This is a genomic window from Roseateles sp. YR242, assembly GCF_900109745.1.
Taxonomy (GTDB): Bacteria; Pseudomonadota; Gammaproteobacteria; order Burkholderiales; family Burkholderiaceae_C; genus Roseateles.
The window spans coordinates 188564-210584 of the sequence record NZ_FOAV01000008.1 but is presented as its reverse complement, the minus strand read 5'-3'; the positions used below and the strand labels follow the sequence as shown (position 1 = coordinate 210584).

The window sequence follows — 22021 nt, the reverse complement described above, 5'->3', positions numbered from 1 at the left end:
CTGCGCTGCTGGCCGGCAACGGGCGAACGAATGTTTTCTGCGGGGCATATCCGGCCGGCGCAAGAAGCGCGACAGTCATCCCAATGCCCATGCCCTCAGGACGACAGACGTCGGTGAAGCAGCCAGCGCCCGGGCGGCACCGGGTCTGCATCCATGGCGCGGATCAACGCGTCCAGGCCGCTGTCTCCCGCAGGCCCTGGCGGGCCACCATCGGCTCGACAGACCAGGTTCTCGGCACTCCACGCGCTGTCTTCCGGACGGCCCAGGGCCCGCAACCAGCCATGCCGGTCGATGATCAGCTGCAGCCCTGGCAAGGCCCACGCAGTGCCGGACACAGCAACAGCGGCCGCCGGTCCGTTGTCCGGCGAGATGTCTTTCCCGTTGTTCTGCCGGTCTGGCACGCCGACCTCTCCCGACATGTCCTGACCGGTGACCAACCCGATCAGCAACCGAGCATGGGCGGGATCATCCGTGACGATGCAGCGATCCGTCGCAGCCAACTCCTGAGCGGCGGGCTGCACCCGCGCCGACGCGGGGCTCGGGCTCGGGCTCGGGCTCGGGCTCGGGCTCGGGCTCGGGCTCGGGCTCGGGCTCGGGCTCGGACTTTGAGTCTGTGGCTGAGTGAGCCCCGCCAAGGGCTCCGCCAACACAATCGTTTCGAAGCGGGGATCGTCCCTTGGCCAGTCGCCGGGGTTCGAAGCCTGCGCCAGTACCAACCGCAGCCTGGCGCCACGCCAACTGCTCAGTGGGCGGGCAGGCCCGTCACCACAACGTACGTTCAAATCAGGGGCCGCAACCGGATACGCCCAGCGCCCTTCCTGCCGCAAGGTCTGCCCGCTGGCCAGCAAGCGCACTGCCGCCAGCACGGACCAGATCTCATCAGGTGCCAGGCGGCCAGCAAAGCCAGGCATGTTGAGACTGCCCTGGCGGTCCCGAACCCCCTCGCGGACATGCCAATACAACTCGCCCTCTGCGCGGCGCCAGAGCAGGCCGCCGGTCAGCCGGGGCGGCCACACTGCCAGCCGCGCCGCTGCCGCCGTTTCGCCGCGCCCGTCGGCACCGTGGCAACTGGCGCAATGGGCCTGGTAGAGCTTCACACCGGCAGCGAGCTGCGCCACCGGCAGCGGGGTTGCTGCCCGGTGGAAGCTTGTGGGTACGGCCGGCGCCAGCAACAGCCCGGGCGACGGCCAAGGCGTGGCGAGCAGCAGCAAGGCGCCAGCAACCAACGCGGGCCATCGCGCGCGCCGCCACAGCAAGGCCAACACCAGTAGCGCAAGGGCCACGGCCAGCGCTGCAATGGCCCACACCACTTGTCGGGTCAAAGCCGCATCGATGGCCAGCGTTTCCACCGCGATGCGGTGTGCCCAAGGCCAGGCCGGCTGACCGTCGACGTGCGAAGCCAGTCCGAGCCCGTCCAGCACACGGAGCAGCGTTTCCTGCGCGCGCTGCAATCCGTCGGGGACATCACCAACTTGCATCGAGCCCCAGGTGCCGCAACGCCTCATGGCGAAGTGCCGCCAGCGCTGGATCACCGCGATGGCGCGGATACGGCAACGGGTTGTGCAGCTCCGCCACGATGCGTGCCGGCCGGTCGCTCAGCACCACCACGCGCTGCGCCATGAACAGCGCCTCCTCCACGTCGTGCGTCACCAGCAACGCCGAAAAGCCGCTGCGCTGCCACAGCGACACCAACTCACTCTGCATGGTCAGCCGGGTGAGTGAATCCAGCTTGCCCAGCGGCTCATCCAGCACCAGCAGGCTGGGGTCATTCACCAGGGCGCGGGCCAGCGCCACGCGTTGGGCCATGCCACCGGACAGTTGATGCGGGTAAGCGTCCGCAAAGTCGCGCAGGCCCACCAGCGCCAGCGCCTCGTCCACCCGGTGTCGCTGCTGGCGCAGCAGCCCACGGGCCTGCAGGCCCAGCGCCACATTGGCCCGCACGGTGCGCCACGGGTAGAGCGTCGGATCCTGAAACACCACCACCCTTGACGGGTCCGGACGCACGATGTCCGCACCATCCTGCGTCAGGCGTCCCTCGGCCGCCGGCTCCAGCCCGGCCACCAGCCGCAGCAAGGTGGACTTGCCGCAGCCACTGGGCCCCAGCAGCGCCACAAACTCACCGGGCTTCAACTCCAGGTCGACGCTGTCAAGCACCGGCAGCGGACCGCCCTTGAGTTCAAAGCGGTGGCTCACGGACCGGATCTCGATATGAGCGCCCCGCCCGAGCCCCCCGGGCGCTTTCGCCCGCGTTGCTACGCTGGGCGGATGTTCCGCAACGGCATTCACCATTTGACGGTCCCTTTCTGCCAGGACAAAACACGGTCACGCAGCAGGAAGAGCAGCGTGATGATGCCGGAACACAGGATGGCCATGAGAATCAGCGCCGCATACATGTTGCTGTAGGACGCCCAGCCCTGCGCCCAGGTGAGGTACCAGCCCAGCCCGGACTTCACCCCCATCATCTCGGCCGTGACCAGGATGGAGAACGCCGCGCCCAGGCCCATGAACAGCCCGACGAACACCTGCGGCAATGCGGCCGGGATGGCCACGCGCAGGACGAGGAAGGCCTCGGAGGCGCCCAAGGTGCGGGCCACGTCGTAATAGTTGCGGTTGACGCTGGCCACACCGGACCAGGTCAGCACCGCCACCGGGAAGCCGGTGGCCAGCGCAATCAGGAAGACCGCCGCCGCATAGCTGGACGGAAATGCAAAGAAGGCCAGTGGCAACAAGGCCGAGGCCGGCACCGGCCCCAGGAAGCGGATGACCGGATGCACCCAGTAGCCAATGGCGCGGGACCAGCCGATGGACACCCCCACCAGGAAGCCGACCAGCCCTCCCCACCCCACGCCGATGGCCAGCAGCCGGGCGGAATTCCAGGTGCTTTCTCCCAGCCGCTTCCAGTCGTCGAGGTAAACCTCGGCCAACGCGGTGGGCGGGGCAAAGAATGGTGAAGGCAGCCGGCCCAGCTTGGCCGTGAGCAGTTCCCACAAACCCAGGCCCAGGGCGATCGCCACCAGCCAGGCGCCAGCCGGCCGCAACGGGCGCAGCACGGCCGCCCCGGCGCGGCCGCTGAACGGCGCGACGAAGGCCAGCACTGCCAACAACACCCCCACGCCCACGAAGCACCAACCGGCTTCCTGGGTGTAGGGCCAGTCGGTGAACCCGCGCTCCAGGTTGGGCCAGTACACGGTCAGCACGCCCGCACCGCCCCACGCCAGGGAGGCCACCAGCCCCACGCCCCACGGCTGGCGCCGGGTTGCAGGCCGGCTGCGCTGGCGACGAGCCGGCGCAACAGCGGACGCGCCGGGCGCTGTAACTGTTGCCCCATGCGCTGCCGCGTGTGCTGGATGAGCGCGAGCGTCCGTCAGATCGACCGTTCCGGAGGAATCAAGTACGGCACTCATGGTTCAGCTCAGCAAGTCCGCATGGACATGGCGGGCGAACTTCACCGGGTCGGTGCCGGGTTTCAGCACACCCACGGAGCGGAAGTCCCGCGCGTAGAACTCGATCTCCGCCAGCAGGTCCTTGCCCTGCGGGTGATGCCGGTGGGTCAAGGTGCCCAGCAGCGCGCGCAGGTCCTCCACCGCCACCTTGGGTGAATACTTGGCAAACAGCTTGGCCGATTCATTCGGGTTGTCCGCCACATAGTCCGAGGCCTGGATGATGGCGCGGGCCAGGCCGGCCGCCACCGCAGGCTCCTTGCGCACCAGCTCCCCGCGCGCGCCGACGATGCAGCAGACCTTGTCCTTGTAGTCGCCACTGAGGTTGGTGGCGATCTCCTGGTAGATGCCGGGGCTGCGCCGCTCCAGCAGGTAGAGATTCGGGTCGCCATCCGCAATGGCGTGGATCTCGCCCTTGTCCACCGCGATGCCCAGCAGGTCGGCGGGGTACTGACGCCAGGTGACGTCACGCTCCGGGTCGATCTTGTTCTTGGCCAGGAGGATGGAGAAGAAGTTCTTGCCCGGCGAGGCCAGGTCTGGCACGCCGATGGTCTTGCCCTTGAGGCTCTGCAGCGTGGTCGCCCCGGCCGCCTTGGCGCCGATCAAGCGCACGCAGCCGCCATGGGAGCTGCCGATGATCTTCACGTCGAAGCCGGCCTCCAGCGGCTTGAGCCAGCGGTGGATCATGCCCACTGCCGCGTCGGCCTTGGCGGTGGCCAGGGATTCGAGCAACTGGTCGGTGGAGCCGGTGTAGTTGATGAGGTCCACCTGCACGCCGTTGCGCTCGAAGTAGCCCAGCTCCTGGGCCACCACCACGGGCGAGAGGCAGAAGGAGTTGGCGTTCCAGGCAAAGGTGAGCTTGCGCGGCGCGGCCAGCGCGCCGCTGGTGGCCACCGCGACGGGCGCGATGGCGGCCACGCCGGCCGCCTTCAGCAGTTGCCGGCGGCGGCGGTCGTGCAAGGTGATCACTGCGGGCGTGGGGGGCAGGTTCGAAGGCGTCATCGTTGTTCTCTTCTCAGGCGGCTTGCCGCTGGGCCAGGCGCTGTTCCACCAGAGCGCGGGTGAGCGGGATCAGCGCGCGGCCGTAGTCGATGGCGTCTTCCAACGGGTCGAACCCGCGGATCAGGAAGGTGGTCACGCCGAGGTCGAAGTAGTCCAGCAACGCCTCGGCCACCTGCGCCGGTGTGCCGACGAGGGCGGTGCTGTTGTGGCGGGCACCCGTCTCGCGGGCGATCTCGGTCCACAAGCGCTTGTCCACGCGGGCACCCTTCTCCGCCGCCGCGAGCAGGCGGCGTGCGCCTTCGCTCTGCTGCGGGCCGCCACGGCTGTAGCCTTGAGCCACCCGCAGTTGACGGGTTTCTTCCAGGATGCGCTCGGCACGGGCCCAGGCGGCCTCTTCGGTAGCCGCCAGGATGGGGCGGAAGGAGACCGAGAACCGGACCTGGCGCCCATGTCGGCTGGCCTCGGCACGCACCCGCCGGGTGATGTCCGCCACCTGCTCCAGGGATTCGCCCCACAGCGCATACACATCCGCGTGGCGGCCCGCCACCGGAAGAGCCGCGTCCGAGGCACCACCGAAGAACACCGGGATGTGCGGCTGCTGCAGGGGCTTGACTTCGCTGAAGCCGTTTTCAAAGCGGTAGTGATCGCCATGGTGGTCGAAGGGCTGGTCGCTGGTCCACAGCTGGCGCAGCAGGCCGACGTATTCATCGGTGCGGGCATAGCGCTGGTCGTGGTCCAGGAAGTCGCCGTCCCGGCGCTGCTCGGCGTCGGAGCCGCCAGAGATGATGTGCACGGCCAGCCGGCCACCGGTGAACTGGTCCAACGTGGCCAGCTCGCGCGCCGCCAGCGTCGGCGCCACAAAACCCGGGCGGTGCGCCAACAGGAACTGGATGCGCTGCGTATGGGCCGCTGCATGGGCAATGGTCAGCTGTGCGCTGGGGCCGGTGGAATGGTGCGGCACCAGGATGCGGTCGAAGCCGGCCGCCTCATGGGCCTGAGCGAAGCGGCGGACGTAATCCGGATCCACCACCGGGCCACTGGCCGGGTGGATTTCCGAGACGCGTTGCGACTGGATCATGCCGATGAATTCGATGCTCATGGAGGCCCCTGGCTGGTGATGACGATGTCGGACAACAGGCCCGAACCGTAGGACCGCCGGCCTGGCGCGGCAAATAAGCAAATCGACTTTCCATGTGCGGAATGCATGATTTACAGCGCTGGGGCCCGCTCCCACACTCGGGTCGATGAATGCCCTCCCCCACCGCATCCGGCCGGCGGCCGATGCCCCGACCGTCGCGGATGCCTGGCCGCTGCAAGACGGCCAGACCGCCGATGTACGCACCGAACTTTCGCTGTTGGCGCGCTTGACGCCACTGCTGCCCGCACTCGCCGCACGCGCGCCAGCACTGGACCGGGACGGCAGCTTCCCTTTCGAGAATCTTGCCGACCTGCATGCCGCCGGGCTGCTGGGGGCGGTGGTGCCGGCAACGGCGGGTGGCGGCGGTGCCTCGTTGGCCACCACGCGGCGGCTCATCGGCGCACTGGGCCAGGCCGAACCGGCCACCGCCCTGGTCGTGGCCATGAGTTATCTGGTGCATCACCTGCTCTCCCGTGAGACCTCCCGCTGGCCCCCTGCGGTGCGGGACGAGGTCTGGCGCACCGCCGTCGTTGACGGCGCACTGGCCAACTCGCTGCGGGTGGAGCCGGCACTCGGTTCTCCCGCGCGGGGCGGCCTGCCCGGCACGGTGGCCCGCAGGACCGAGGACGGCTGGCGCCTCAACGGCCACAAGCTCTACACCACCGGCATTCCGGCCCTGCGCTGGCTGGTGGTCTATGCCCGCAGCGAAGAGCCGGGCCGGGAGGACCGTCCGCGTGTGGGCGTCTTCCTGGTGCCCCGCGAGGCCCCCGGCATCCGGGTGATCGAGAGCTGGGACCACCTGGGCCTGCGCGCCAGCGGCAGCCATGAGGTGGTGTTCGAGGATGTGCCGCTGCCGCTGTCCCATGCCGTGGACCTGCGCGAACCGGCCGAGTGGGCAGCGGGCCCCGAGCCCGACCAGTACGCCTGGATGTCCACCTTGCTGGGCGCCCTGTATGACGGCGTGGCCCGCGCGGCCCGCGCCTGGCTGCTGGGCTTCCTGAATGAGCGCGCGCCGGGCAGCCTGGGCGCGCCACTGGCCACGCTGCCGCGTGTGCAGCACCTGGTGGGAGAGATCGAAGTGCTGCTGGCCAGCAATGACGCCTTGCTGGACCGCCTGGTGCGCGACACCGACGCCGGCCGTACACCATCCGTGAACGACAGCAGCATCGTGAAGCACCTGGTCAGCAAGCAGGCGATCCAGGTGGTGGAGCTGGCCTTGCAGCTCAGCGGCAATCATGGTCTTTCGCGTCGGAACCCGCTGGAGCGCCATCATCGCGATGTGCTGTGCAGCCGTATCCATACGCCTCAGGACGACAGCGTGCTGGGTGCGGCAGGCCGAGCTGCACTGCAGGCGGCGCCCTCTCCACCCACTTCACTCCCCCCGACCGCCGTATCCCCCGCATCCCCCGCATCCCCCGCATCCCCTCTTGCACGGAGCCCTCAACATGGCTGAAGCCGCCCGGACGTTTTCGCAGGCAGACACCACCTCCGTGCCTGTCTCCCGCCCACTGACCGCCCTCCCGGACCTGGCTGCGACGCCTGAACGACTGCAGCCGCTGATCGCGCAACTCGAGCGCTGGATACCGCGCGGGCTGCCCGAGCCCGAGCTCCTGGAAAAACTTCGCCCCCACCTCGCCGCCCTGGTTGAACGGGACGACTGGCTGCCGGCCGCTCATGCCCGGCCGGACCCCGACCGCTACCGCCAGTACCCGCTGCATGTCGACCCCGAAGGCCGGTTCTCCATCGTCTCCTTCGTCTGGGGGCCGGGCCAGGCCACGCCCATTCACGACCACCTGGTCTGGGGCCTCATCGGCATGCTGCGCGGCGCCGAATACACGCAGGGCTACCGCTTCGGCGGGCCGGAGGCCCTGGTGCCGGACGGGCCACCAGTGCGGCTGTCTCCCGGCCAGGTGGAAGCCGTTTCGCCCCGCCTGGGGGACATCCACCGCGTGCGCAATGCCTTCGATGACGAGGTCTCCATCAGCATCCATGTCTACGGTACCGACATCGGCCGCATCGAGCGTCACACCTATGACGAGAGCGGCCGGATCACCCGCTTCGTGTCCGGCTACTCCGCCCTGGAATGACGACGGAATGACGCTGGACGCCCCCCCCAAAGGACACCACCCCATGACCGCACAGCCTCCCCTTGCCCGGCCGGGCGCCGCCACGGCGGCATCACCCAACGATCCCGCTACCGCGCAATTCGGCCATCTGCCGCTACGCTCGCCCGAGGACATCCGCCGCGTGCTGCTCAGACGCGAAGAGGTCGCGCTGATCGATGTTCGCGACGAACATCTCTTTGCGCAGGCGCATCCGCTGTGGGCCGCCAATTTCCCGGTCATCCGGCTGGAGCTGGAGGCCTGGCGCCGCCTGCCTCGTCGCGACGTGCCCATCGTGGTCTATGACAACGGAGAAGGCCTGGCCGACACGGCAGCCCGGCGCCTGCAGGCGCTGGGCTACACGGAGGTTGCGCTGCTGGACGGTGGTCTCGCCGGCTGGCGAGCGGCTGGCTTCGAGGTATTCCAGGACGTGAACGCACCCAGCAAGGCCTTTGGTGAACTGGTGGAGGCCCGGCGCCACACGCCGTCACTCTCCGCGCCGGAGGTGCTGGCCTTGCTGGAGGGTGACACGCCCGTGGTGGTGCTGGATGCCCGGCGATTTGATGAATACCAGACCATGGCCATCCCCGGCGGCATCAGCGTGCCTGGCGGCGAGCTGGTGCGACGGGCGCGGGACCTGGCCCCGGACCCGTCGACGCAGATCATCGTGAATTGCGCCGGGCGCACCCGCAGCATCATCGGCGCCCAATCCCTGATCAACGCCGGCATTCCCAACCCGGTCGCCGCGCTGCGCAACGGCACCATCGGATGGACCTTGGCGGCCCAGACCCTGGCGCACGGCCAGTCCGCCCGCCATGAAGATGTGCCGGTGGGCGACGTGGCGGCCGTTCGGCGCAACGCGGCCGAGCTGGCGCGCCGCGCCGGGGTGCGCCGCATCGATGTACCGCAGCTCAATGACTGGCTGGCCGATGACCGGCGCACCACCTACCTGTTCGATGTGCGGGGCGCTGCCGAATACGAAGCGGGCCACCGCCCCGGCTTCCGTCATGTGCCCGGTGGCCAGCTCGTTCAGGAAACCGACCATCAAGCGCCGGTGCGGGGTGCCCGGCTGGTGCTGACCGATGACGACGGCGTGCGCGCCAACATGGCAGCCTCCTGGCTGGCGCAGATGGGCTGGGAGGTGGTGGTATTGCCGCCGGACGACGACGCCCACACCGAGACCGGGCCTTCACCCGTCTCACATGCCGACCTGCGCGACGGACTGACCGTTGCCGAGATTGACGCGGCCAGCCGGGCCAGCCGCTACCGCCGGCCTTACGAAGGGACGGACAATCCGCTTGCGGCCATGCAGGCCTACCTGGACTGGGAATTCGGGCTGGTTGCGCAGCTGGACAAGGACGGCACCCACTTCTTCAAGGTGCTGCCCGCGTCGACCGCTTCGTCATGACGCAGTAGCGGCACCGAATACGCGGCAGAAATTGCCGCCACCGATCTTGCGAATCTCCGCCTCGGTGAAACCGCTCTGCAGCATGGCGCGCACCACGGAGAAGTAGAAACCCTCCCGCATCTCGGGCCAGGCGTCGTTGGTGCGTTCGCCCGGACGAGGGCCGCCGTTGCCACCCGCAGGTGCGGAGGCCGGGGGGCTGCTCCCGTCACGGCTCTCGCCGCCACGGCCACCACCGCCGCCGGGGCCTCCCATGCCGCCGCCGGGGCCACCGCCGAATCCGCCTCGGCCACCGAATCCACCACCGCCGCCGGGCCCCCCGCCGGGGCCGCCCTGTCCGCCCGGACCGCCTTCGCGATTGCCCTTGCCCTTGCCCGGTTCACCATTCTCGGCTTGCGGCGCCGGGCCTGCCGGCCGAGCCGAAGGCGGCGTGAGTTTGGTGTCCGTGCCGATGCACACGTGGTCGATGCCCACCACGTCCACCAACGCCCGCAGGTTCTCCGCATACACCAAAGGGGTGTCCGCCAGGTGGGTCCATACGCCGATCACGCCGCCCTGGTCCGCCACCGAGCGTGCCATCGCCTTGCTGATCAACCGTGGCCGCATCATCTTGGCCATGAAGGGCCGCGTGCCCACCTGCGTGTCCAGGCCGGTGTGCGAGACCAGCACGGGGCGGGTGGCCAAACGCAGGCCGGCCTGCAAGGTGTCGTTGCCGGCATGCGCCAGATCCACCAGGATGCCCAGGCGATTGCACTCGCGCAGCACGTCCTTGCCGAACATCGTCAGCCCGCCCAGCCGGGGCACATTGGTGTAGACGTCCCCCAGTGGTGGCGTGGCGTCGTTGTCGTGCAGCAGGCCGAGGTGGCGCACGCCACGGCCATAGGCCTCCTGCAGCCGGTCCAGGAAACCTTCCAGAAAGTGCGCGCCCTCCACGGACTGCACCACTGCCTTGCGCCCATCGCGCTGCGCGTTCTCCAGGTCGGCCAGATTGAGCGCGCGGCGCAGGCCATTGCGGCGCAATTGCGCGTCCATCGAATCCAGGCCGTTGACGAAACGCACATAGGCCTGGCCGGTTTCCTTCAGCGCCTGGTAGTCCACCGCGAAGGTGGCGCAGACCGCAGAAAGCCCGGCGCGTGTGAGTTCACCGGTGATGTCCAGTGCAGGCCCGGGCACCTCGGAGGCCACCAGCGGGACGTCGATGTGGTTGTGGGTGTCGATGCTGAAAGCGCCGCGCACGATGCGAGCCACCCGCGCGTCCTCCCCCTCTTCGGCTGTCAGGTCGGCGGGCCTGGGGCCAGTTGGCTCCACACCCGCCGCCCAAGCCCAGGCAGCCGGCACCATGGCGCCCGCACAGGCTGCACCCAGCCCGGTGAGGAAACCGCGCCGATGGTGCGGGGTCTGGAAGGCTCCGAAGCGCGGGGGGATGGTTCTCGTCATGCGTGCTTGCTGGAGGGGCCACCGCAGGGGCCCCTGGTCGTCCGGTCACTGTTGAACGGGCATCCTACAAACATCCGCCTCGAACAGTGTTTCTGTTTCATGCAAGCGCCGCAAAGAACCGAGCCTCTTCCTCCTTCCGATGCGCCCACTTGTACAGCACGGGCAGCACCAGCAAGGTCAGTGCGGTGGAAGACAGGATTCCGCCGATCACCACCGTGGCCAACGGCCGTTGCACCTCGGCGCCCGTGCCGGTGGCCAGCGCCATCGGCACAAAGCCCAGGGAAGCCACCAGCGCGGTCATCAGCACCGGACGGAGGCGTGTCAGAGCGCCCTCGTGGATGGCTTCATCCAGCCCTCGTCCGGCCTCGCGAAGGTTGCGGATGAAGGCAATCATCACCAGCCCGTTGAGCACAGCCACACCGGACAGTGCGATGAAACCCACGGCCGCAGAGATGGAGAGTGGGATGTCCCGCAGCCACAAGGCCAGGATGCCGCCCGTCAGCGCAAAGGGAATGCCGGTGAAGACGATCACGCCATCCCGGATGTTGCCGAACATCGCAAACAGCAGAACAAACACCAGCAACAGCGACACCGGCACCACGATCTTCAACCGTTGCGTGGCGGACTGCAGGTTCTCGAACTGCCCGCCCCAGGTCATCCAGTAACCGGTGGGTACCGGAACCTGCTGCCGGATGGTCTGCTCAGCCTGCGCGACGAAGCTGCCGATGTCCCGGCCGCGCACATTGGCGCTCACCACCACCCGGCGCTTGCCGTTTTCGCGGCTGACCTGGTTGGGCCCGGGGGCCAGCGAGAAGTCAGCCACCTCGCTCAGCGGAATGAAGCGCCGAATGCCTTCCGATGAAAGCGGCAGCGGCACCGGCAGCCGCTTGATGGCCTCGATGTCGGTGCGCAGGTGCTCGGGCAGGCGCACCAGGATGTCGAACCGACGGTCGCCCTCGAACATCTGTCCCGCTTCCCGGCCACCGATGGCGGTTGCCAGCGTGTCCTGCACGTCCTGGACATTCAGCCCGTAACGCGCGGTTCGTTCCCGGTCCACCTGCACGGTGAGCATGGGCAGGCCGGTGGTCTGTTCGACGTTGACCTCCGAAGCGCCAGGGATGCCTTGCAGCAATGCCGCAATCTTCTGCGCGGACGTGTTGAGCACGTCCATGTCGTCACCAAAGACCTTCACCGCCACGTCCGAGCGAACCCCGGAGATCAACTCATTGAAGCGCAACTGGATAGGCTGGGAAAACTCGTAGTTCTGCCCCGGCAACTGGGCCACCTCCGCCTGGACGGCGGCCAGCAATTCGTCCCGTGTCTTGCGCGGCTCGGGCCACTGGTCCGTGGGCTTGAGCATCACATAGCCGTCCGAGATGTTCGGTGGCATCGGGTCAGCCGCGATCTCGGCGGTGCCGGTACGCGCAAACACACGATCGATCTCCGGGAACTTCGCCTTCAGCCGGGATTCCAGTTGCTGCTGCATGGCCACCGACTGCGACAGGCTGGTGCCGGGGATGCGCAAGGCCTGGATGGCGAAATCGCCTTCGTTCAGGCTGGGGATGAATTCGCTGCCCATGCGCGTGGCCAGCAGGCCCGACAGCACCACCATCACCGCCGCGGCCGTGAGCACCACGGGCTTGGCACGCATCACATGGCCCAGCATCGGCGCATAGGCACGACGGGCCCATGCCATGAGCCGGCTCTCCTTCTCATCGACCTGGCGGCCGATGAACAGGGCCACGGCGGCCGGCACAAAGGTGATGGACAGGATCATGGCCCCCACCAGGGCGATCACCACCGTGAAGGCCATGGGGTGGAACATCTTCCCTTCCACACCGGTCAACGCAAAGATCGGCAGGTACACGATCATGATGATCAACTGGCCGAACAGCAGCGGGCGGCGGGCCTCCTGCGAGGCCATGAACACCTCGTGCAAACGCTCCGCACGGGTGAGCAGCCGCCCCTTGTGCGCCTGGGCATGTGCCAGCCGCCGCACGCAGTTCTCCACGATCACCACGGCACCGTCGATGATGATGCCGAAGTCCAGCGCGCCCAGGCTCATCAGGTTGGCGCTGACCTTCTGATGCACCATGCCGGTGAAGGTGAACAGCATGGACAGCGGGATTACCAGGGCGGTCAGGAGCGCGGCGCGGATGTTGCCCAGGAACAGGAACAACACCGCGATCACCAGGATGGCGCCTTCGATCAGGTTGTTGCGGACCGTCGCGATGGCCTTGTCCACCAGGGTGGTGCGGTCATACACCGTCACCGCCTGTACGCCCTTGGGGAGGTTGGCATTGATCGCCGCCATCTGCCTGGCCACGGCCTGCGAGACGGTGCGGCTGTTCTCGCCAATGAGCATGAAGACGGTGCCGAGCACCACCTCCCGCCCGTTGTCGGTGGCCGCACCAGTGCGCAGCTCCCGGCCGACTTCAACCGTCGCCACATCCCGCACCCGCACCGGCACGCCCCGTTCATTGCGCAGCACGATGTTGCCGATGTCTTCCATCGACCGGACCTGCCCCGGCGCGCGGATCAAGTATTGCTCCCCCCGGCGCTCGATGTAGCCGGCCCCGACGTTGGCATTGTTGCGGTCCAGCGCGGCCACCACATCGGCCAGCGCCAGACCGTAGGACGACAGGCGACCCGGGTCCGGGGCCACGTGGTACTCCTTGGCATAACCGCCCATGGTGTTGATCTCGGTCACACCGGCCACGTTGCGCAGCTGGGGCTTGATCACCCAATCCTGGATCTCGCGCAGGTCGGTGGGGGTGTAGGGTTCACCATCCGGCTTCTTCGCCCCCGGTTCACTCTCCACCGTCCACAGATAGATTTCCCCAAGGCCCGTGGAGATGGGCCCGATGTTGGGTGACACACCTGACGGAAGCTGGTCGCGTACGGACTGGATGCGTTCATTGACCAGCTGGCGCGCGAAATAGAGGTCCGTGCCGTCCTGGAAGATGACGGTGACCTGGGACAGGCCGTAGCGGGACAACGAGCGCGTCTGCTGCAGGCCGGGCAGGCCCGCCATCACCGTCTCGATGGGATAGGTGACGCGCTGCTCCGTTTCCAGCGGCGAGTATCCGGGCGCACCGGTGTTGATCTGCACCTGGACGTTGGTGATGTCCGGCACGGCATCGATGGGCAGCTTCTGATAGTTGAAGACTCCCAGCGCCGCCATGCCGGCAACGGCCAGCAGGACCAGCCATCGTTGCTCGATGGCAAAGCGGATGATGCGTTCAAACATGATGAGCGGCCTCTCAGTGCTGGTGCGAGGCGCTGGACTTGCCCGCCTCCGCCTTGGCCACGAAGCTGCCTTGGGCAATATAGGCGGTGCCCACCGCGAGGCCGGCGAGGATCTCCACTCGCTGAGCGTCGCTGCGGCCGACCTTCACCGGCTGGGCCGCAAACCCATCTGGCACCTTCACAAAGACCACGGTCCTGCCCTCCACCGTCTGGACCGCATCCGCCGTGACGGCAACCGCCACCGGGATGGCGGCACCGGCCACATCCACATTCACAAATAGACCGGGACGCCAGATGGCATCGGGGTTCTGGAGCGTCACACGGGCCTGCGCGGTGCGCGTCTGCTCGCCAATGAGCGAGCCGACATAGGCCACCTTTCCGGAAGCGGACTGCTCGAATGACGCGGAGCGGACGGTGACACCGTCGCCCACACGGACCTTCGTCAGATCCTTCGCGGGCACGCTGATCTGCGCCCAGACCGTGCGGAGGTCCGACACGGTGAAGACGTTGGTGTCCTCCCGGACCTGCTCTCCCAGCGAGAGGTGCTTCTGCACCACGATGCCGTCGAACGGTGCGCGAATCTCGAAGCGGTTCAACGCACTGCTGTCCGGGCTGGCGCCCACGGCCTTCAGTTTCTGGCGGGCGTTGTCCACAGCGATCTCCGCTTCCCGCAGGGCCTGCTCGGCGATCTGCACATCCTGCTGCGGCGAGATCCGCTCCTCGAAGAGGCGCTGCTCGCGGTCATGGGTGGTGCGGGCCAGTTGCAGGCGTTTCTGCGCGGCTTGCAGTTCGGCACGTTGGTCAGATACGGCCGGGCTGCTGATCACGGCCAGCACCTGGCCCTTGCGGACGGCCTGGCCCAGCGCCACCGGCACGGCCTCGACCACGCCGCTCACACGCGGCACGACGTGGGCGGTCCTGTCCTCATCGAAACCGATCTCGCCGGGCAGCTGATAGGTTGATCGCAGCGTGGCAGCTTGAGCCTTCTCGACCACGATGCCGGCTTCCTTCTGCTGGGCGGCCGTGAGCTTGATCACCTCGGCGTGACCGCCCTCCTCGCTGTGGCCTTTGGCTTCATCGCCACGGCCTTTCTCGTCATGGCCATTGCCTTGGCCTTCGGCCTTGCCGTGCCCACCAGCCTTGTCTGTCTTGGTGTGATCCTCGCTGGCTTGGCCTTCGCCGTGGTGTTCGCCGTCGTCATGGCCCTTGGCTTCTTCATGGCCATGAGCGTCTTCGGAGGTGCTCTTGTTGCCGTTGGTCAGGATGATGGCACCGGCCGCGACACCGAACAGCAGCACGATCGCGATGGCGATCGCCTGCTTCGTGCTCACGCTGCTGCTGAGCGGTTGTTTGAATTCGAATGGGGTCTTCATGATGAATCTCTTGCTGAATCTTTTGATGGCGGCGCTCAACGGCGATCCGGCATGACGCCGAGCTGGCGGTCGATGTCCGCGCTGAGCCGGTGCGCCTGCGACAGCGCGGCGAAGTACTGGCCACGGGCCTGCAGGAGGGTGCGCTGGGCATCCAGCACGTCCAGGAAGCCGAACTTGCCGAGCTCGAAGCCGCGGCGTGCGGCGTCGTAGGCGGTCTGCGCACCAGGCAGTACCTCGCGGCGCAGCGTCTCGATCTCTTCCGTGCGGGCCTGCAACTGGTCGGCCGCTTGCTGGACCTCCGAACGCAGGCGCTGCGCTTGCGCCTGCGCCAACGCCTGCGCTGCATCCCGCTTGCGCAGGGCCTGGCGCTGCGCGCCCTGGTTGCGGTCGAACAGCGGGATGGGGATGGACAGGCTGATCATGGGCTGCGTGCGACTCAACTCGGCCGCGCGCTTGGCCCCCAGCCCCACGGTGAGGTCCGGGACTCCGCGGGCGCGCTCCAGGTTGAACGCGGCATCCGCGCGCTCCACCTCCATCTGCGCTCGCCGCAAGGCTGGTGCGTTCTGGATGCGCTCTGCCAGTTCAGCCTCTGAAGGCAGGAGGGGCAGAACGTCCGGACGGCCGTCCACCGAAGCAATCTCGGCGGCAGGCAGCCCCATGACGGTTTTCAAGACGCTCAGCGCGGCTCGCTGCTCGGACTGCGCCTGCCGCAATTCGATCCGGGCGGTGGCCTCGGCCACACGGGCGCGAACCTCCTCGGTCGGAGACACCTTGCCGGCGGTGACGCGGCGGGTGACCGCATCGCTGCCGCTGGCGGCCAATTGCATGGACGCCTCCGCCACCTTGGCCTTCTCCTGCGCAATCAGCAGGTCGAAAAAGGCCTGGATGGCGCTGGCCCGCACGTCGGCGCGTTGGGCCGCCAGGTCCAGCGACGCCACATCACGGGTACGTTGCGCCAGTTCCATCCGGGCCGAGCGTTTGCCGCCCAGCTCGAAGGTCTGGTTGATCATGACCGTGGTGGCGCGGGTGTCCTGGCGGGTGTCCTCCTGGTCAATGCCCAACGAGGGGTTCGGGATCAGGCCCGCCTGGTGGATGGCGCCGTCGCTGGCGTCCAGCTCGAAGCCGACTGCTCGCAGGCGAGGGTTGTGTTGAAGCGCCATCTGTATGGCGGCATCCAGGGTCAGGCCGGTGGCGGCGGCGCTGGCCGCAGTCGCTGTGGAAGGAACAGTCACCGCGCCGGTACTCGGGGGGGCGGCCACGCCCCCTGCGGCTGCGGGAAGGACGGGTCGGACCTCGCCGGTTTGGGCGTGGGCGGGGAAGGTGGTGAGTGCCGCGCATGTCAGCGGCACAAGCAATCTGCGCATCGAAAACTCCAGGGTTGTGGAAACAACTCGAAGGATTCGACGAAGGCAGCGCGGCTAATGGCCGTCAGGCCGTCAGCGCAAGAGGATCTGGGAAATGGGGCCGCTGCGATCGCCGAATCAGGCGATGCGCCAATTGGGGCGGTCAGGGTGGTCGGGGGCGCGGGTGGAGAATGTCCCGATGTCGACGCCGTGCATGATCTCGCCGCCCGGCAGGGCGAGCGAACTGGGGGCTTCGCCCACGGCATTGGAGGTGCCGAGATGGCAGACGCCACAGTCGTTGTCCACCGAGAGCTTGCCAGGGCTGGCCGGGTCGTCCTGGGCGGACTTCTGATTCAGTACCGAACCCGCGTGCTGGCTGGCTTCGCCACCCTGCCCCTTGCTCGCATCCTGCTGAGCGAGGCTGGCATGCTGATGCATGTGGTGACCGAAGTGCCACTCACCGGTCGCCACTTCATGCTGGCAATAGCTCGCGGCCACCGCCCAGGTGAACTGGAGCGGCAACAAGACGAGCAGAACGATGGAGAACCAGCGGCGCATGGCGCGGATTGTAGTGAGAACGCCCGGGGACAAGCCTGGAAGGTGCGCTGCGAAAACCTGAAGAGCGGAACTGGAACACGGAGCGGTGGAACGAGTTCGAAAAAATAACGGAGGCTGATGCAGTATGGAAAACAACTTCTTCGAAAAAGCAAGGCAAATCTCAGGAGTTCAGCGCGTCAGCAAGCACGCTTTTCTAGCTCACGATTCAGCAGGCTCCCTGTGGGTATGGAAGCCGTAAGGCGACATAACCATCCACCATCAGCCCCGCCCCAACGTCCCAAACTCCACCGCCGCCCGCACATAAAAGGCCTCGATCCCTTGCGCTTGCAGATGGTCCAGCCACTGCTGCGTTTCCGCTTCGCTGCCAATCACCGTCACCTGCACCGGCTGGTCGGACACGTCGAAAAGGTTGACGGCATGGACCCGTCCGTCATGCCCCAGCCCTTGGAGCGCGCCCGAGAGCGTGGCGCCGCGCAGGCCCAGCTTGCGGGCCTCATCCAGCAGCCACTGGGCCAGTGGCACGGCGCCGTGCTGCCGGTCCTGCTGGGTGTACAGCGTGACTTGATAGCCGTTCAAACGAGCATTCATCGGTGCGTTCACAGGCGTCGTCATGGCAACCTCAGCGTGTCGTGGCCGCAGGGATGGTGGCGGCGGCGGTGGCCCTACCGGTAGTCGCCGTGGCAGGTGCTTCAGCCACAACCTCCACCGGCGCTGCCGTATCGATCAACGGACGCACCGACATCCCCACCCGCAGGCGCTTCGCCTCCGCCTGCCCCGGGTCCAGCCGGATGCGCACCGGCAGGCGCTGGACGATCTTGGTGAAGTTGCCGGTCGCGTTGTGCGGCGGCACGGGGGAGAAGCTCACCCCGCTGGCCGGCGCCAGACTCTCCACGTGCCCTTCCAGCGTCACGCCCGGCAAGGCATCCACGCCCAGGTGCACCGGCTGGCCCACCTGCACACGGGCCAGTTGGGTTTCCCGGAAATTGGCCTCGACATACAGCGCCTCCATCGGCACCAGCGTCAGCAGCGATTCGCCCACGCGCACATAACCGCCCACACGGGCCCCGCGTTGGTCCACCACGCCGTCCGTGGGCGCCACCACCCGGGTGTAGCTCAGCTTCAGCTCCGCATCGGCCTGCCGCGCCTTGGCCACCAGTGCATCGGCGCGGGCCTTCTCCAGGTCCGCCTGCAGGATCAGCAGCTGCTCGCGCGCCGCCTGCTCGGCAGCACGGTCGCGGTCTCGTGCGGCCCGCTGCACCTGCAGTTGTGCCTCCGCCTGCTGCTGAGCCTGCAACGTGCCGGAGCCGTCCTTGGCCAGATTGGTGAAGCGCTCGAGGTTGACGGTGGCGAGCTTGAGGTTGGCCTCGTCCGCCGTCAGCGCCGCCCCCGCCTGCCCGATCAGGCTGTGCTGACGCTGGATCTGGGCCGACAGGCCGGACACCACCGCGCCAGCGCTGGCCGCACGCGCCTTGGCGTCTTCCACGGCAATGCGCAGGTCCCGGTCGTCGATCTGCACCAGCAGGTCGCCAGCCTTTACCGCCTGGTGATCCTCCACCGCCACACGCTGGATGGCACCAGCCACCTGGGGCGCAATGACGGTGAAGTCCGCCCGGACGTAGGCGTCATCGGTCTCCTGCCGGGGTGCACCGGATTCAGGTCGGTTCAGGATCCACAACGCGCCAAAGGCGATGAGCACCACGGCAGCGCCGGCTACAACACGAAAACTGGGTTTGTTCAACATGGCAAGGACATTCGCAATCGACTGATCGGCAAGATCGGGTTGGGTTCAGCGCGCAGGCGCGACCGGCACAGCGGTGGGTTGAAGCGGCGGCGGCGTGGTCATGGGCGCCGGGATGTGCTGCAGGCGCAGCACCACAGGCACCAGTACCAGGGCCAGCGTGCCGAAGATGCGGTAGACATCCGCCGTGGCCAGCACAGCGGCCTGCGCGGCAATGGTGCCGCTCAGGCCTGCAGCGCCCACACCATGTGCGGCGCCCTGCCCCAGTGCTGGCAGCGCCGACGCCGCCGTGTCCAGCAGCATCTCCGCATGGAAGCGCTGGCGGCGCGCCAGCATCTCGCCAATGAAGGCACCGCCGGACACCGTGCCCAGCGCCCGCAGCATGTTGACCAGGCCGGACACGGACGGCCCTTCCATCGGCTGCACCACGCTGGTGGCCAGGAAGAGCAAGGGCACCACCGCCAAGGGCTGCCCCACCGCCTGCAAGACCTGGATCCAGAGGAACTGGCGGACCATCCATTCATCGGTCAGGCCAGAGGCCATCCAGCAAGACACACCGATGCACACCAGGCCGGCCGCGAACACATGGCGGGCGTCGACCCAGCGCTGGTACAGCAGCAGTGCCACGGCCGGACCCAGCACCAGTTGGGGCCAGGCGACGATCAGGCCCAGCGGCGCCGTCTGCGCCAGCCGGAAGCCCTGCCCGTGCGCCAGCGTGTTGGCGGGCAGGCCCACGGCGGTGTTCAAGGTCATCAGCAGCAGGAAGAAGACCGTGAACCCCAGGCCCAGGTTGCGGCGGACCAGCAATTGCAGGCGCATGAAGGGCGTGGCGTGGCGCCATTCGCTGAGGAGGAACAGCACCGTGAGCGCCCCACCGGCAAACAGCGCGGCCGCCACCACGGATGAGTGCCACCAGTCCAGGCGAACGCCCTGATCCAGGCCGGTCACCAGCAGCGCCAGGCCCGGGATGCCCAGCGCCATGCCCAGCCAGTTGCCCTGCGGCAGACGCTCCAGCGCCATCGGCAGCCTGGGCACGCCCCAGGCCACCAGCGGCAGCGCCAGCGCACCCAGCGGCAGCACATGCCAGTAGGCCCAGCGCCAGTCCTCCAGATGTTCCACGCACAACGAAGCCAGCCAGAGCGCCAGGTTGGGCGCAAAGGTGGCCGTCAGCGCGTACAAGGCCAGCCCGTGCAGGCGGATCTTGGGCGGCAGGAAACGCAAGGCCGCCATCATCAGCAGCGGGATGAGCGCGCCGGAGCACAGCCCCTGCAGCGCACGCAGCGCCAGCATCACCTCCAGGCGATGCGCGAACGGCATGAAAGCCGCGAGCACCAGCGAGGCACTGAGCATCGTCACGTGAAAGCGCTTGAGCGAAAAGGTGATGGCGAACCAGCTCGCGAACGGCATGGCGGCCAGCTCACCGGCGGCGTAGGCCGTGGTGAGCCAGGACGCATCGTCCGAGGCAAAACCCAGGCCGCCCTGCACGTCCGCCAGCACGAGGCCGGGTACCCGGTTGTTCAGCCCCGCGATGATCGCGCCCAGCAGGATGCCGAGCAGGCCACAGGCCAGACGCAGACCGAAGACGGGCTGCGGCGATCCAGGAGGCGCTTTAGGTGCAGCCGATGCAGCAGTTTGGACGGGCGGCGTCGGCTGTACTTGCGACGGGGGCATTCCGGCCGGTGCCGATCGCGGCCCGTCCGGGGTGGCGCCCGCCACTGAGGCTGTGCTGGTCACGTGGCCGCCCTTGTCGGTTGCAGGCCCGCGCCCAGTTCATCACTCCAGCCACCACCCAGCGCGCGGTACAGCGACACCACCGACAAGGCCGTCGCCGTGGTGCAGTCGTTCAGTTCAGCCTGGCTGACCAGCAACGTGCGGCGGGCCACCAGCACGGCGGTGAAATCCGCACTGCCCTGTTGATAGCCGCGCTGGGCCACATCCAGCGCCACCTGGTTGCGGGCCACTGCCTCGGTCAGGTGCTCATGGCGTTCACGCTCCGTGGCGTAGGCGCCCAAGGCATCATCCACCTCGTGCCAGGCCTTCAGCACTGTCTGCTGATACGCCACCGCTGCGAGGCGGTGCGCCGTCTGGCTGAGTTCCAGGTTGCGGTGGAGCGCCCCGCCCTCAAAGATCGGCAGATGGATCGTCGGACCAATGGCGAATTCACGCGAGGCCCAGTCACCCAGTTCATTGGCACCAAAACCGCTGGCGCCAAACCGGCCAGTCAGGCGGATGCGCGGATAAAAGTCCGCTTCGGCCGCACCGATGTCGGCCACGGCCGCGCGCAGTTGCGCCTCGGCACGCTGAATGTCCGGGCGGCGGCGGGCGAGGTCAGACGGCACACCCACCGGCAATGCCGCCGGCATGGGCAAGGCCACGGCGGCGGTCAAGCGGCTGTCCAGTTCATGCGGAGGCTTGGCCAGCAGCAAGGCCAACGCGTTCATCCACACATCGCGCTGATGGCGCACCTGCGCCAGCCGCGCCTGGATGCCGGCCAGGTCCGCACGGGCGGCGGCGGCATCAAAGCGCGTGGCCACACCATTGCGTTCGCGGCTTTCCGTCATGCGGACCAGGTCGGAGGCCACCTGCTGGTTGGTGTCCAGAATCTCCATCTGCGCCTGCACGCCACGCAGCAGCACATAGCTGCGGGCCACCTCGGCCGCCACGCTGACACGGACCCCTTCCCGCTCATATGCCGCCACCTCCACCCGGGCGGCAGCGCCATCGCTGCGGTGCTGGAGGTAGCCCCACAGGTCGAGCTCCCAACTGGCCTGCAGCCCCGCCGACCAAGTGTTGTAAGGCTCCGAAGAGGCCCCGATCTTCACCCAAGGCGAGTTCTGGCTCAGCGCGGACCGGTTCACCCCGGCCTCGGCGGACACGGTGGGCTGGCGTGCCGCCTCGGCCAGACCCAGGCGGGCGCGGCTCTGGTCCACCCGCAGCATGGCGGATTGCAAGTCCAGATTGGCGGCGGCAGCCTCGGCCTCCAGCCCGCTGAGCGTGTCATCCCCCAGCAGCTCCCACCAGCGCGCCGGTACCGGTGCGTCTGCCAGGCCCGCCTGGGGGCCCAGCCGGTTCAGCACCGCAGGCGTTACCGCTGTGAGCGACGCCTGCGGCGGCACGGAAGGCGCCACAGCACAGCCGCCAAGCAGGAGAAGCAGCCCAGCGGCCACTGCGGCGGAAGATGGTGAGAAGCCTGATTGCATGGTGGAGCCGCCCGCAGTCAAAGCCGTGGGCGAATA

17 protein-coding genes are annotated in these 22021 nt (G+C 68.0%); 3 read left to right on the top strand and 14 right to left on the bottom strand.

What is annotated here, in order from left to right:
• Nucleotides 1-95 precede the first annotated feature (95 nt).
• The 5 genes from BMY53_RS16390 to BMY53_RS16370 are packed head-to-tail and all read right to left on the bottom strand — an operon-like array spanning nt 96 to nt 5541.
• Entirely contained in the window at nt 96-1478 is a 1383-nt protein-coding gene (locus tag BMY53_RS16390) for a c-type cytochrome (RefSeq protein ID WP_177200913.1), read from the bottom strand.
• Nucleotides 1465-2289, bottom strand: a complete 825-nt coding sequence (locus BMY53_RS16385; RefSeq protein ID WP_092947567.1) for an ABC transporter ATP-binding protein — start codon at nt 2287-2289, stop codon at nt 1465-1467. The genes BMY53_RS16390 and BMY53_RS16385 overlap by 14 nt, the downstream gene beginning before the upstream one ends.
• Nucleotides 2283-3404, bottom strand: a complete 1122-nt coding sequence (locus BMY53_RS16380) for an ABC transporter permease (protein ID WP_092947566.1) — start codon at nt 3402-3404, stop codon at nt 2283-2285. The genes BMY53_RS16385 and BMY53_RS16380 overlap by 7 nt, the downstream gene beginning before the upstream one ends.
• A gap of 3 nt (nt 3405-3407) precedes the next feature.
• Nucleotides 3408-4442 (bottom strand): ABC transporter substrate-binding protein, encoded by a 1035-nt coding sequence (locus BMY53_RS16375; RefSeq protein WP_092947565.1) that lies wholly within the window; start codon nt 4440-4442, stop codon nt 3408-3410.
• Nucleotides 4443-4455: 13 nt separating this feature from the next.
• The gene (locus BMY53_RS16370) at nt 4456-5541 is read right to left on the bottom strand and encodes an LLM class flavin-dependent oxidoreductase (protein WP_092947564.1); all 1086 of its coding nucleotides are present in this window, start codon (nt 5539-5541) and stop codon (nt 4456-4458) included.
• Between the two features lie 145 nt (nt 5542-5686).
• On the opposite strand from BMY53_RS16370, the gene BMY53_RS16365 reads away from it, so the two are divergent.
• The 3 genes from BMY53_RS16365 to BMY53_RS16355 are packed head-to-tail and all read left to right on the top strand — an operon-like array spanning nt 5687 to nt 9090.
• A complete protein-coding gene (locus BMY53_RS16365; protein WP_092947563.1) occupies nt 5687-7033 on the top strand; it encodes an acyl-CoA dehydrogenase family protein in 1347 nt (448 codons plus the stop codon).
• Complete coding sequence (locus BMY53_RS16360; protein WP_092947562.1) at nt 7026-7667, top strand: cysteine dioxygenase family protein; 642 nt, start codon at nt 7026-7028, stop codon at nt 7665-7667. The genes BMY53_RS16365 and BMY53_RS16360 overlap by 8 nt, the downstream gene beginning before the upstream one ends.
• Before the next feature lie 43 nt (nt 7668-7710).
• Nucleotides 7711-9090 carry a rhodanese-like domain-containing protein gene (locus tag BMY53_RS16355; RefSeq protein ID WP_092947561.1) on the top strand — a complete coding sequence of 460 codons (1380 nt, stop codon included), beginning with the start codon at nt 7711-7713 and terminating at the stop codon, nt 9088-9090.
• Here BMY53_RS16355 and BMY53_RS16350 read toward each other — a convergent pair.
• From BMY53_RS16350 to BMY53_RS16310, 9 genes are all read right to left on the bottom strand, one after another.
• Nucleotides 9085-10524 carry a dipeptidase gene (locus BMY53_RS16350; protein WP_177200912.1) on the bottom strand — a complete coding sequence of 480 codons (1440 nt, stop codon included), beginning with the start codon at nt 10522-10524 and terminating at the stop codon, nt 9085-9087. The genes BMY53_RS16355 and BMY53_RS16350 overlap by 6 nt on opposite strands.
• 97 nt (nt 10525-10621) lie before the next feature.
• Nucleotides 10622-13774 (bottom strand): CusA/CzcA family heavy metal efflux RND transporter, encoded by a 3153-nt coding sequence (locus BMY53_RS16345; protein WP_092947560.1) that lies wholly within the window; start codon nt 13772-13774, stop codon nt 10622-10624.
• A gap of 13 nt (nt 13775-13787) precedes the next feature.
• Nucleotides 13788-15146, bottom strand: coding sequence for an efflux RND transporter periplasmic adaptor subunit (locus BMY53_RS16340; RefSeq protein ID WP_092947559.1), 1359 nt, complete (start codon nt 15144-15146; stop codon nt 13788-13790).
• 35 nt (nt 15147-15181) lie between these two features.
• Nucleotides 15182-16510 carry a TolC family protein gene (locus BMY53_RS16335; RefSeq protein ID WP_092947558.1) on the bottom strand — a complete coding sequence of 443 codons (1329 nt, stop codon included), beginning with the start codon at nt 16508-16510 and terminating at the stop codon, nt 15182-15184.
• A gap of 117 nt (nt 16511-16627) precedes the next feature.
• Nucleotides 16628-17047: a hypothetical protein gene (locus BMY53_RS16330; RefSeq protein ID WP_092947557.1), complete on the bottom strand. Its 420-nt coding sequence runs from the start codon at nt 17045-17047 to the stop codon at nt 16628-16630.
• A 258-nt stretch (nt 17048-17305) separates the two neighbouring features.
• Entirely contained in the window at nt 17306-17659 is a 354-nt protein-coding gene (locus tag BMY53_RS16325) for a DUF190 domain-containing protein (protein WP_092947556.1), read from the bottom strand.
• A gap of 7 nt (nt 17660-17666) precedes the next feature.
• Nucleotides 17667-18788, bottom strand: a complete 1122-nt coding sequence (locus BMY53_RS16320) for an HlyD family secretion protein (protein ID WP_092947555.1) — start codon at nt 18786-18788, stop codon at nt 17667-17669.
• 45 nt (nt 18789-18833) lie between these two features.
• Nucleotides 18834-20456 carry an MFS transporter gene (locus BMY53_RS16315; RefSeq protein WP_092947554.1) on the bottom strand — a complete coding sequence of 541 codons (1623 nt, stop codon included), beginning with the start codon at nt 20454-20456 and terminating at the stop codon, nt 18834-18836.
• A gap of 59 nt (nt 20457-20515) precedes the next feature.
• Nucleotides 20516-21985 (bottom strand): efflux transporter outer membrane subunit, encoded by a 1470-nt coding sequence (locus BMY53_RS16310; protein WP_092947609.1) that lies wholly within the window; start codon nt 21983-21985, stop codon nt 20516-20518.
• Nucleotides 21986-22021: the final 36 nt, after the last annotated feature.